Origin of the sequence: Kineothrix alysoides (genome assembly GCF_000732725.1) — a bacterium.
Taxonomy (GTDB): Bacteria; Bacillota; Clostridia; order Lachnospirales; family Lachnospiraceae; genus Kineothrix; species Kineothrix alysoides.
Genome location: NZ_JPNB01000002.1, coordinates 393,430 through 406,873, shown reverse-complemented (window position 1 = coordinate 406,873; position 13,444 = coordinate 393,430). Strand labels below are relative to the sequence as shown.

The window sequence follows — 13,444 nt, the reverse complement described above, 5'->3', positions numbered from 1 at the left end:
GAAGAAATCATGTGTTACTGAGAACGGAGTGAACAGTAACAGAACGCCGGAGGGAACAAGGGAAAGATAGGAGATTTAGGATGAAGATACAGATGTTCGGAGCGCTGAAAAAAGCGAATATAAAGAAGCAGCTCTATACCATATATTTTGTTGCAGTTATTTTGCCTATAACGTTAATCGGTTCGTTTCTTCTGATCAATACGTACCGATTGCTCACCAACTATCACCGTGATCTGCTGGAGTCCGATAACCTTAGAGTAAAAAACATACTGTTCGAAATAACTACTCAGGTTTATAACATTTCTGAGGAGCTGGCCTTTAGGGAGGACATCAGGGATATTTTGAAGGAGAACTATTTTTTCAAACGAAGTTTCGTTCATGAGGTGGATGCACTGACTTCTCTGGACAATTACAATACCAACTATGCTGAAATAGATGAAATAGAAATATACGGGGATAATCCTACCTTGAACGACTATAAGCAGTTCCGCTATGCGGACGAGGAGGTAAGGGCACAGGAATGGTATCAGCTGGCGGTTAACCAGTCCAGCGTATTTTGGATGCCGATGACGGACACCGATAAGTACGGGAATGAGTATTGGAATCTCTGTCTGGTCAGAAAGATTCCGATAATCAATTCCAAATATAACGCCGTATTGGTTATCAAGCTGTCCGACAATTATCTTAAGACGAGAATCGGAAGCAAGGAATATGCCACTATGGTTTCTATTAATGACGGGCCGGTCTTTTTCAGCTCGGAAAGGGAAGCATACGGAAAGGCGCAGGAAGTCTACATCGATTATGAGAATAATTATTACCGGTATGTAGGAAATATTAAGCTGAAGGATGAGGTATGCTTCGTGGACGTATCCACGCTGCCGCTGTATCAGTCGGATTCCAAAATATATATAAGCACTATGAGCGGGCAGGCTTATACCAATATCAGAAGTATCATCTATATCTGCATTGCTATCATTGTGCTTGCCATTTTGATTACAGGCATTATTATACATTTTTTCACTACCTATTTCACTTCCCGTGTGCTTACGCTAAGACATGCGATGCATCAAGCCAGCAATGAGGACTACGAGATTACCGATTCGGTAAACGGGCAGGATGAGCTGTCGGAGGCATTTTCCGACTTAGAGGTCATGGTGCAGAAGATTAAACGCAAGGATGCAGAGATGTACGAGGCCAGCATTAAGGAGAAGGAATTGGTAAATGAGCAGCAGGAGATGGAATTCAAGATGCTGGCCAGTCAGATTAATCCGCACTTTCTCTATAATACGCTGGAGACCATCCGAATGAAGGCTTTTACAGCAGGAGACCTCGAGGCAGCTACATCCATAAAGCTGCTTGGAAAATCCATGCGCTACGTATTGGAAAATACCGGCACCTCCTTCACTACGCTGACTAAGGAAATCGAGCATGTGATGACCTACCTGACCATACAGAAAATGCGCTTTGGTGATAAATTTGAAAGTATTTTCCGTATTGCGGATGACGTGCAGACAAAGGGGTTGTATATATTACCGCTTCTTCTGCAGCCGATCGTGGAAAATGCCCTTTTGCACGGACTGGAGGAGAAGGAATCAGGCGGGGAAATCACGGTCGCTGTTTATAAGAATGAGGAGCTTCTTTTTATCGATGTGGAGGATAATGGAAGAGGAATGTCGGAGTCGGAGCTGGCCGCCCTTCGTAAGAACGTGGAGATTAAAGATGTGAGCAGAAACAAGAGCATCGGCTTATATAATATCAATCAGAGAATCAAGCTCTGCTATGGAAAAAACAGAGGAATACGCATCAATTCCGAGCTGAATAAGGGGACAACCGTGCGGATTATACTGCCTTTGGAAAAGATGAAAAATTTAAGGTAATTTTAATCCAGTATTTACGGTATTTTTATTTTTCCTAGTTTTTTATAATGAATACATCATCGAACAGAACTGTTCTTTGATGTATTTTTTATGTAATAGGAAAGTGCTCCTATTACATAAAAACCCTTCGGGCAAACAATGCGCAGTTGCACGCGCAGAACAAAAGCTGTGCTGCCAAAGCATTTGGTCGCGAGGGTGTGAGGAGCACGCTTTTGTTCTATCATAAACAATCCAGAAAGGAATGAAATTAAATGAGAGGAAGTAAAACATCAAGAGAACTGATGGGAGATAAACTCTTTTATGTGATAAGGATTGCCGTTTTACTGGCGGTAATATTTTTGTTCGTACCGGGCCTTAATCCGGCCAAGGTAAGTGGTTTGATTAACAGAAACCTTTCGCTGTTTACATCGGGCATCTCTTATTTTGCTCTGACGGAGGACTTCGGGAGGGCAATAAAAAAGGGGTGGGTCCAGGAATCTACTCTGCAGCTTCTTTATATTTCGGCGATGTCGATATGTATCGGCGCTACAGCGATGGGAGCGGGTGGATGTATGACTCTCGGCAATCTGAAGTTCAAGAGGCTGAGCGCACTGATCGCAGCGATCGGTGGGGCGTTGGAGCTGGCAGGACTGGCAGGAATCTTTATTTCCTACGAACAGATTTCGATGACTACCAATGTGAAAAAGGTGGAGCCTCAGTTCCAAGACAGTTTCTGGATCATACTTGCTGTAGCGGCCATAGTGCTGATAGCCGCCCTGATAGAGCTGATTCTTTTACCAAAGGCGGCAAAGGGAGATAAATATATAATAGAGGCAAAGTACCAGCTTTTTCTCATGTTCATGCCGTTTATTGCTTTGATTGCGGTATTCGCCTATCTCCCTTTACTGGGATGGAGATATGCTTTTTTCGATTACAAGGTAGGCGATACCCTGAGCATGAAGAACTTTGTCGGCTTTAAATGGTTCAGGGAGCTTTTGAATAATCCGGCTACGGTAAGAGACATCGTCAGAGTGCTTAAGAACACTTTAGCGATGAGCGGTCTTGGCATAGCTACAAGCTGGCTGCCTATGGCCTTCGCCATTTTTTTATCGGAAATCAAGAATATCAAATACAGAAGATTCGTTCAGGTATTTACTACCATACCTAACTTCATAAGCTGGGTTTTGGTATATGCGATTGCCTTTTGTATTTTCTCTACGGATGGCTTTGTCAGCAGCTTGTTCGTCAATATGGGAATCTGGGATCAGGGGGTGAACCTGCTGATGAGCGGAGAACATACATGGTTGAAGATGCTCGGCTGGGGTCTTTGGAAGGGCGTGGGCTGGAGCGCCATCATATACATAGCGGCAATCTCCGGTATCGACCAGCAGCTTTACGAAGCGGCTACGGTGGACGGAGCGGGACGGTTCCAGAGAATGTGGCACATCACGGTGCCGGGACTGATTCCTACTTTCTGCGTACTGCTTCTTATGGCCGTGGCGAATATTTTGAGCAACGGCATGGACCAGTATCTGGTATTTAAAAATGCGACAAATGTAAACGACATCATGGTATTGGATTTATACGTTTATATGCTCGGTATCGGAAAGGGTTCCATTCCGCTGACTACAGTAATCGGTATGGTGAAATCCATTGTCAGCGTTACTCTGTTGTTTGCAGCCAACGGAATTTCTAAGCTGATTCGCGGCGAAAGTATCGTATAGGAGGTGAGGACATGGCAAAAACAGCACAGGAAAGAGCAGACATAAAGGCGGAGAAAAGATACGAGAAGATGCATAAACGCAGCTTTCATCTGAAACCGGGAGATATTATTTTCAATGTACTCAACTACTTTGTATTCGGATTATTCGCCCTAGCATGTACGTTTCCGTTTTACTACATATTTATCAATACGATAAGCGATAATGACCTCGTAATCAAAGGCGTAATCAACTTCATTCCCAGAGGCTTGCATCTTAGCAACTATATGGCGTTGATTAACGTGAGTGATTTGTCCAATGCGTTTATCGTATCGATAGGAAGAACCCTGATTGGTACGACACTTATGGTTGCAGCTTCCGGTTTTGTCGGCTATCTGGTAACGAAGCAGGAGATGTGGGGGCGGAGATTCTGGTATCGTTTTCTCATTATTACTATGTATTTCAATGCCGGTTTGATTCCGTGGTTCTTAAATATGCAGATGCTAGGGCTGACCAATACGTTTCTGGCATACATCATCCCGGGAATCGTAGTGCCCTACAACATCATATTGGTTAAGACCTACATAGAGTCTATTCCGGCGGAGCTGGAAGAAAGTGCAGCAATAGACGGCGCCAGCTACATGACCATATTCCGGAAAATCATATGGCCCTTAAGCAAACCCATTCTGGCTACTATCGCCATCTTCGGAGCGGTGGGTCATTGGAATTCCTTTACGGATTCGCTGATCTTGATGCAGTCGGCACCGACCTTGTATACCTTACAGCACCGGCTTTACATTTATCTGAATACTGCCTCCAATCTAAAGGCATTAATGGAATCCGGCGGTCAGATCAGCGATGCGGCGCTCAAGTCAGCAATGAGCGGCAAGGTCATAAAGTATACCATTTCCATGGTAACTGTTATTCCTATCCTGTGCATCTACCCGTTCATGCAGCGTTACTTTGAAAAAGGTATCATGCTCGGCGCGGTAAAGGGTTAAGGAAATATAGAGAAGGTAAAAAGGTATCAACCGTAAAAATTACGGTTTCAATACACAAATAAAAGGAGGAAGAAAAAGGATGAAAGCAAAAAGAATTACAGCATTGCTTATGGCAGCCGTAATGACTGCTTCTCTGGCAGCCTGCGGCGGCACCGGCACCACAGCGGCGACGGCTGAGCCTGCGGATGAAGTAGCGAATGAGGAAACAACCGGAACAGATGACGCGGCGGGGGGAGCAGCGGATACAGAGGCGGCAGATTATGATGCCATGCTGGAGGATATTATTCCCGAGGAAACGGTAACGTTAGATGTATTTGACCAGCTTGCAAACTATTCCGGCGAGCAGATCGGATGGTTCGGTCAGGTTATGCTTGAAAAATTCAATGTCAAGCTGAACCTCATTCCCGATCCCGACGGCGTATATGAGACCCGTATGGAATCCGGCAATCTGGGGGACCTCGTTATCTGGGGACAGGATGGAGATGAATATCTTCAGGCAGTGAATAAGGGGATGCTCTTCGACTGGAATGAGGATGATATTTTGTCTGACTACGGCCCGTATATCAAAGAAAATATGCCTTATGCCCTTGACAAAAACACCAACCTTTCCGGCGGAACTACCTATGGTATCGGCCATGACGTCGCAGTAGACCCTGCGGCTCGTCAGGATTTCATGTATACATGGGACTTGCGTTGGGATCTTTACAAGGAATTAGGCTATCCTGAAATCAAGAATCTGGACGACATGGTTAATGTTCTCGCTCAGATGAAGGAAATCTGCCCTAAAGACGATAATGGAAAGACCACATATGGCGTAGCTTTGTTCGATGACTGGGACGGCGATATGGTAATGTATGTTAAGTCCCTCGTTACTGCGTACTACGGTTACGATGAATTCGGCTTCGGTTTTTATGATCCGGAAGGACAGAAATACATTCCCGTTCTGGAAAAAGACGGCCCATACATGGATGCTTTGAAGTTCTACAATATTCTGTATCGCCAGGGTCTGTTAGATCCCGACTCTCAGACACAGAAATATGACGGTATGCAGGCTGACTATCAGAACGGTACTGCATTTCTCAATATCTTTAACTTCTTGGGTTCTTCCTTCTACAATTCGGAAGGCCATGCGGCAGACGGAAAAGCAATGTTCCCTTGCCCGCCCTCAGAAGCAACGCCTATCTGCTATGGACAGAACGTATACGGTTCGAATAGAATCTGGTCCATCGGCGCGAAAACGGAATATCCGGAACTTTGTATGGCAATCATCAACTGGCTGGCAACTCCGGAAGGCCGTATGACAGCAGAATATGGTCCCAAGGACGTATGCTGGTACTACGATGAGAACGGTAAGATACAGTTTACCGACCTCGGACGTGCGGCTAAGATGGATATTAAGACAGAAATGACCGACGGATATTCCGGTTCCTTCGATGACGGCGGTTTCAAGATGAACAACAGCACATGGGGTATCGATGCGGCAAACCCGGATTCCAATGGTGAAACTTATAACTATAGAAAATGGGAAAGCTTTGTAGCAGAGCCTCAGTCTGACATTGAAGCGGATTGGAGAGATCATACCGGCGCTAAGACTCCGGATGAATATATGGGAACGACCAACTTCAAACTGTCCTTAGGAACAACTTATTCCACATCTCCTAAATCCGATGAGCTTATGGTTCTTTGGAATCAGGTAAAAGAATGTATTAAGATGGAATCATGGAAAGCGATTTATGCAAGCTCCGATGATGAATTTAACAGCATCATCGATAACATGATTACTCAGGCAAAAGACTATGGCTATGATCAGTGCGTTGAGTTCCAGCAGAACGAAGCGTCCTTGAGAAAAGCAGCTGAAGACGCTGTGAAATAATAGGTGATAATGTGTGATAGGATTCTAGGGCTCCAAATACGGGGCCTTAGAATTTCTGGTTTGAAAGGAATGTGGCGGAACGATGAAGTTTTTCAGTGTGGATAGTTCTCTCTATCGTTTTCTATCGAGGTTTTTGGATGTAATGAAGCTGAATTTTCTCTGGATTTTATTCAGTCTCCCCATTTTAACAGCGGGAGCGTCTACGGCAGCAGCTATGTCCGTAGCACTGAAAATGGCAGATGATGAGGAAGGCTATATCGGAAGAGGCTTCGTGAAGGCCTTTAAGGAAAACTGGAAGCAGGGAACCCTGCTGGGAATCATTACTGTCATCGCTTTTTATGCGGTCTATCTGGATTTTGAGCTGGTGCGGACATCCGAGGACGGCTCCGTGCTGCTTCTCATTATAGGAATAGTATCGGTCTTCGTGGCAATCATGGCGCTTTCCTATTCCTTTCCGCTCATTGCCCGGTATGAGAACACTTTATCCGGAACGATTCAGAATTCTCTGCATATTTCGAGAAGGTTTTTCGGACGCACACTTCTTATGCTGGTCATAATCTGGATTGAATTTCTTGTCCTGCAATTTAATGAAATCATGCTGTTTTTCGCAATCATTATCGGGCCAGGTCTGATTATTTTTACGATAGCGGCCTTCAGCAAGCGAATCTTCGTGATGCTTGAGAAGGAAATGGAGACAGAAGCATAGTGCCGACGTTCCGATATTTGGATGACATGTTTTTCATAAGAGTCATGGGAATCTTTGAACAGCATGCAAAAGGAGCGGCTTACAGCGCTCCCTCATCCTCCAGCTTTTTGCGGTATTCGGCGGGACTCATGCCGATATACTTTTTAAATTTCTTATGAAAATAATCTACATTCTTATATCCTACCTGCTCAGAAATCTCATAAACTTTCAGGTTCTTTTCTTTCAGCAGTCCGAGAGACTGATCGATTCGTCTATGGTCTACATAAGAGTTGAAGCTTTCTCCCAGATGTTTATTAAAAATTTTGCCTAAGTAGGCACTGTTATAGCCAAAAAGCGGGGCGATGCTTTCCAGTTTAATATTTTTTTGGAAGTTATGGTCGATATAATAGATGATATCGTCCAAAACGGTATCTCTGGAAGGGTTGCCGGTAGCGCTCATAATCATATCTGTCATCTCTGAAATGTAGAGAATGATTTCATATAAGTGATGGCAGCCTTCAATATGAGAAATGACTTCCGCATTGTTGGGGAAAGGGACATTGGGGTTGCCGTAGGTATGGTTTATTTTTTCCTTGATGCGCAGATATAGGTCTGTAAGAAATAGCTTGACGGAGGAAATGTCGTTTTTCACCTCATATAGGTAATCCTCGAGTGCGGACAGGGTTTCTGCCACCATGCGCCGGTTGAAGGCCAGCAGATATCCTGTCAGCCTATTGCTGTATTCCGTTAGAAGTCCGTTGTTTATTTCATGGTTGAGGCTTTGCACATCGGGAAGCTCTTCGAATCCCAGCGTATGCTGTCCCTGAATACAGAAAAATCTTCTGTTTTTAAGTGCCGAGGCTTCCTCATAGGAAAGGTGTATATCTTCCAAGGATGACACCGGACGTCCGTATGCCAGAAAGAGGGAAGCAAGCGGACTTCCGCTTTGTGGGCATGAGTCTTCGTAGTGCAACAAAAAATCCTGAAATTTATTGATGGCAAAGCTTCCTTTTAAAAGAATTATTTCATTATTATCTTTTTTGAAATAGTCGAAAGTATGATTTCCTTTATTGGTTATCTTCAGCAGTTCGGCAAAGCTATAGCCGGGGTCTGAAGGATCACTGCTGAACTTTTCATAGATGACTACCTGATAAATGTCTAAGGTCAGATGCAGTTCTTCCAGTTCCGATTCTGAAAGGCCGGGAGGTTGTTCTGAATCATACATCCCGGTAATGACTTCGTAAATGATGGATTCCCTGGCCTTGCTTTTGAACAGTGCGATGTTATCGGACTTGTTCTTTTCAGCGATAAGAATTTCCTTGACTTTCTCCACCGCGCCCTGAAGCTCCGCCTCCTCAATGGGTTTTGTGAGATAGAAGCTGGCACCGTAACGGATGGCCGTCTGGGCGTAAGCAAAATCGGAATAGCCGCTTAAGATGATAAATTTTCCCCGATAGCCGTTTTCCCTCGCAATACGGATTATATCCGTACCGTACATTTTAGGCATGCGGATATCTAAGAGAACAAGGTTTGGTTCGGTCTGCAAAATGGCCTGCAAGGTTTCCTCGCCGTTAGCCGTTTCCCCGCAGATGGAAAAGCCCATAGATGCCCAATCCATAATATATTTAAGCCCTTCCCGAATACTCGCTTCGTCGTCTGCAATCAACACCGTATACATAGTCTACCTCCCGATTTAACTACAGTATAAATGAGCATTTTGACCTTGTCAATTTTTGAAAAATCTATAATTTACCAGGTATATATTGTTTAATTTTTTCGTATTTTATTCGCTGAATTGTTGTTATAATTTAAGTAAAAAGCTTTGTTTCAGTGAAAGAGGTGTGTGCATGAAAAATGGAAAGTATTGTGCTGTTATGTGTATCGTCTGCCTTCTGTTTCTGATGGGTTGCGGGTTAAAGATGGACCTGGGCTATGATGAGCCCCTTGTTGTGGATGTATTTGACAGCGTAGCTAATTACGAAGGGATGCAGTCCGGGTGGTTCGGTAAGGTGGTGAAGGACGATTTCAATATGGAATTAAATCTGATTGCCCCGAATGTGGCGGGAGGAGGCAACACCCTTTTCGACATACGTTCGGCAGCGGGCAATCTGGGGGACTTGATCATATGCAACGGAGAGGATGACACGCTTCAAAAGCTGGTGAATTCCGGCCTGGTGCTGAATATGGAGCCTTACTTAAAAGATAAGGAAATCATGCGTTTTGAGAAGGCGATAAGAGACGTGAACAAGGACTTGTCCCCGGACGGTATTTATGCGATTCCCTCAGAGGTATCACTGAATTCTCCGCTGACGCCCAGCGAGGGCTTGGAGCCTACCTACGGGCCGTATCTGCGCTGGGATTTGTATAAGGAACTGGGATATCCCGAAATCGGCACCTTGGAGGACTTGCTTCCCATACTCGTGCAGATGCAAAAGCTGGAGCCCTTTGCAGAAAACGGGGAAAAAACTTATGCTTTTTCCTTCTTCAAAGACTGGGACGGCAATATGATGAATGCAGCGAAGCAGCCTTGCTGCTTTTATGGCTGGGATGAGCTGGGATTCCTCCTTCTGAAGGCGGATAGCGATGAATACCAGAGCATCATCGATTCGGATTCCATGTACGTACGCGTCCTGAAATGGTACTTCAATGCGAACCAGTTAGGCTTAGTGGACCCCCAGTCGCCGACCCAGAGCTATAATGATGTGGCACAGAAGTATGAGAATGGGCAGGTATTGTATTCTCCATGGCCCTGGGTGGCGCAGATCAAATACAATACGCTGGCCAGAAAGCAGGAAGGAAAAGGCTTCATGATAGCGGATATGGCGGATATGAACATATACTCCTACGGCTGTAACCAAAGCGGAAGCCGTAAAACAGTCATACTGGTAGGCTCACAAGCCAAAGACCCGGAGCGGCTGATGGATTTTGTAGACTGGATGTATTCCTCGGATGGCATACGCAGTATTGGCCCGCTCAGTTCAGCGGGAACCGCAGGACCGGAGGGACTGTGCTGGGAGTACGATCAGGCGGGAGAGCCCCAGCTTACAGAGTTTGGCAAGAGGGCGTTGGCCGACGGGGAAGTAGAGACACCGGAGGAATGGGGAAGCGGAACGTGGGCGGAAGGAATCTCCGTATTGAACTTCATGCCGGTGGCACCCTGTGAGGTGGATGAGGACGGCTATCCATATGCTTACAGACTGTGGAATTCCGTGCAGAAAATGGAAGAAACAGCCTTGGAAAAAGACTGGGAAGAGGTCATGCAGGCGGATAACACCCGGGATTTCCTCATAAAGAACGAAAAGATGGTTGTTTCCCCGGGCTGCAATTTCACATATACAATCAGCTCGGAAATAGAGACGCTGCGGGGGCAGTGCAGGAATGTGATTCAGAAATATTCATGGGAAATGATATTTGCCGAGGACGAGGCCGAATTTTATCAATTGTTGAGCAAGATGCAGAATGAAGTGCTGAGCCTGGGCTACGAGAAGGTAGTAGAGGTGGATATTAAGGATGCCTTAAGCTTTCAGGCGGAGCGCGTCAGAGTGGTGGAGGAATACGAAAATGATAGAGAGCAATAAAGTAAAAAAGATTCTTTACGGAGGGGATTATAACCCGGAGCAGTGGCCCGAGGATATATGGGAAGAGGACATGAGGATGTTTCGTCTGGCAAACATCGATGTGGTGACCTTAAATGTGTTCAACTGGGCGATGCTGCAGCCTCAAGAAGATGTTTACGATTTCAGTAAGCTGGATAAGATAATGGATATGGTAAGGACAAACGGCCTAAAGGTCTGCATGGCTACCTCCACAGCAGCTCATCCCGCATGGATGGCCAGAAAATATCCCGACATTCTGCGCACTGAGCACAACGGGATAAGAAGGAAGTTCGGCAGCAGACACAACTCCTGCCCCAACAGCCCCACCTATCGAAAATATTCCGTTCTTCTGGCGGAGAAACTGGCCGACAGATATAAGGACTACGACAACATCGTAGCATGGCATGTTTCCAACGAATACGGCGGGGAATGCTACTGCGGGAACTGTGAAAAGGCCTTCCGTACCTGGCTGACGGAAAAATACGGCACCATAGAGGAACTGAACCGCGTATGGAACATGTCCTTCTGGGGACACACCCTTTATGATTTCGAAGATGTAGTGGCACCCAACATGCAATCGGAAGAATTTCTCTGGGATACAGTGAGAACGAATTTTCAGGGAATCTCGCTGGACTATCGCAGATTCATGTCGGACAGCATGCTATCCTGCTACCGCATGGAATACGAAGTATTAAAAAAGCATATGCCGGATGTCCAGGTCACCACTAACCTGATGGGCTTCTACAAACCCCTGGACTATCAGAAATGGGCCCGTTATATGGACTTCGTATCATGGGATAACTATCCCTCCTTCGACACGCCAGTCTCAGAAAGCGCCATGAACCACGAGCTGATGCGCGGATTAAAGCAGGGAAAACCCTTCGCCCTCATGGAACAGACCCCGGGAGTAAGTAACTGGCAATCCTTCTGCACGCTGAAACGCCCGGGAGTTATGCGCCTCCTAAGCTATCAGGCAATAGCCCACGGCGCCGACACCGTGATGTTCTTCCAGATGCGAAGAAGCATCGGAGCCTGCGAAAAGTATCACAGTGCGGTCATAGACCACGCAGGACACGAAAACACGAGAGTATTCCGGGAAGTAGCGAAGCTGGGAAAAGAACTGAGCAAAATAGGCAGCCAGATTCTCGGAACGAGAACCTCAGCTAAAGCGGCAATCGTAATGGACTGGGACAACTGGTGGGCATCCGGATATTCTGCCGGTCCAAGCAGGCTCATTGACTATAAAAAGGAAATCTTCTGCTACTACAGAGCGTTTTACGAAAACAACATCCCGGTTGACATTATCAGCGTAACGGATGACCTATCTCCCTACCGCCTGGTAACAGCTCCCCTCCTATACATGTGCAAGGAAGGCTTTGACGAAAAGCTCTGCGCCTACGTGAAAGACGGCGGTTCCTTCCTTACCACATATTTCAGCGGCTACGTAGAAGATCACGACCTCGTAATAACCGGCGGCTATCCCGGAAAGCTAAGGGACATTCTCGGCATCTGGGTAGAGGAATCCGACGCCATTCCCGAAGGAAAGCATAACTCCTTCCTATACAAAGACGAAACCTATCCCGCCGAGGTACTCTGCGACCTTCTTCACTTAGAAGGAGCCGAAGCGCTCAGCCGGTACCAGGAAGACTTCTACGCAGGAATGCCCGTACTGACTGTCAACCGTTACGGAAAAGGCCGGTCCTACTACGCAGCAACCCGTTCCAACCCTGATTTTTACCGCACCTTCATCAAAGACATATGCGAGGAGACGGGGATTCCCTCACTGCTCGAGACACCGGAAGGCATAGCGCCCGGTATTGAGATTTCACGCCGCGAAAATGAGACGGCCGAATTTTTGTTCATATTAAATCATAATGATGAGGCGGTTGATTTAACATTAACGCTAAATGCTCCATCAACTGACATTTTGAGCGAAAGTACCTATTTACCCGGGGCTTCCATCACTGTTCCAGGCAAAGATGTGGTGGTGTTGAAGAGGGTGAAGTGAGGGAGGTTGTGAAATTTCCTGCACAATCGTGAGGCTGTGAAGGGAAAGAAGGGTATGGCAAAAGGTTTCCGGCTCTGATTATGCAGGACACTGCGCTGAGCCAAAAGCAGAAATTCTTTCAGCAGAGGCTTCAAGAATTTCTTTGTCTCAGCTCCGTAGCATAAAATCGCCGGAAACCTTTTCCATACCCTTCTTTCCCTGCTGTAGTTTTTTGAATTGTGCAGGAAATTGCCAAGGTTTTCGAATGCCTCATTTCACCACCTTCGGTGGGAGAGAAGAAAGAAGAAGTGTACCGAAACATAGTGAAATGAGGAGCCAAAACTGTAAATCGTGCAGAGACACAGTGAAATGAGGAGCTAAAACTGTAAATCGTACCGAAACACAGCGAAATGAGAAGCCAAAACTGTAAATCGTGTTGAAATACAGTAAGATGATAACAAGGTAAGAACGCGGATAACTGTCTGTGCAGCCGTAACCTCAACTCTACCGCAGCCCAGTTCGTAACGTAGCGCGAGGCTTTCTGCGGGGGTTCTGGTTTGGAGTCGTGTAGTAAGCGGGCGTATTTTCTTAATGAAACCGTTCAGGAACCAGGGCAAACACCGCATGGATGCGGTGTTTAGGCAGCATAGTACATGGATGTACTTTGCTGCCGACCCGTCCGCGGCCATCACCTTTCCGGTTCCATTTAGAAAATACGCCCGCTTACGTCAGACGAGAAACCAGAA

General features: G+C 46.0%; 8 protein-coding genes. 7 read left to right on the top strand and 1 reads right to left on the bottom strand.

Going from position 1 to position 13,444, the window contains the following annotated elements:
* Positions 1–80: 80 nt before the first annotated feature.
* From CC90_RS0112865 to CC90_RS0112845, 5 genes are all read left to right on the top strand, one after another.
* A complete protein-coding gene (locus tag CC90_RS0112865; RefSeq protein WP_031391175.1) occupies positions 81–1,877 on the top strand; it encodes a sensor histidine kinase in 1,797 nt (598 codons plus the stop codon).
* A gap of 251 nt (positions 1,878–2,128) precedes the next feature.
* Positions 2,129–3,580: an ABC transporter permease subunit gene (locus CC90_RS23205; RefSeq protein WP_031391174.1), complete on the top strand. Its 1,452-nt coding sequence runs from the start codon at positions 2,129–2,131 to the stop codon at positions 3,578–3,580.
* Positions 3,581–3,591: 11 nt separating this feature from the next.
* Complete coding sequence (locus CC90_RS0112855; RefSeq protein ID WP_031391173.1) at positions 3,592–4,557, top strand: carbohydrate ABC transporter permease; 966 nt, start codon at positions 3,592–3,594, stop codon at positions 4,555–4,557.
* Between the two features lie 79 nt (positions 4,558–4,636).
* On the top strand, positions 4,637–6,430 hold the full coding sequence (locus CC90_RS0112850) for a type 2 periplasmic-binding domain-containing protein (RefSeq protein ID WP_031391172.1): 1,794 nt from the start codon (positions 4,637–4,639) through the stop codon (positions 6,428–6,430).
* 82 nt (positions 6,431–6,512) lie between these two features.
* On the top strand, positions 6,513–7,136 hold the full coding sequence (locus CC90_RS0112845) for a YesL family protein (RefSeq protein WP_031391171.1): 624 nt from the start codon (positions 6,513–6,515) through the stop codon (positions 7,134–7,136).
* A 79-nt stretch (positions 7,137–7,215) separates the two neighbouring features.
* Here CC90_RS0112845 and CC90_RS0112840 read toward each other — a convergent pair whose 3' ends face one another.
* Positions 7,216–8,793, bottom strand: a complete 1,578-nt coding sequence (locus CC90_RS0112840) for a response regulator (RefSeq protein ID WP_031391170.1) — start codon at positions 8,791–8,793, stop codon at positions 7,216–7,218.
* A gap of 169 nt (positions 8,794–8,962) precedes the next feature.
* Here CC90_RS0112840 and CC90_RS0112835 point away from each other — a divergent pair, with 169 nt between their 5' ends.
* Together CC90_RS0112835 and CC90_RS0112830 are read left to right on the top strand one after the other, a co-directional pair.
* Positions 8,963–10,693, top strand: coding sequence for a type 2 periplasmic-binding domain-containing protein (locus tag CC90_RS0112835; RefSeq protein ID WP_108702642.1), 1,731 nt, complete (start codon positions 8,963–8,965; stop codon positions 10,691–10,693).
* Entirely contained in the window at positions 10,677–12,719 is a 2,043-nt protein-coding gene (locus CC90_RS0112830) for a beta-galactosidase (protein WP_031391168.1), read from the top strand. Before CC90_RS0112835 ends, CC90_RS0112830 begins: the two co-directional genes overlap by 17 nt.
* The last annotated feature ends 725 nt before the right edge of the window (positions 12,720–13,444 follow it).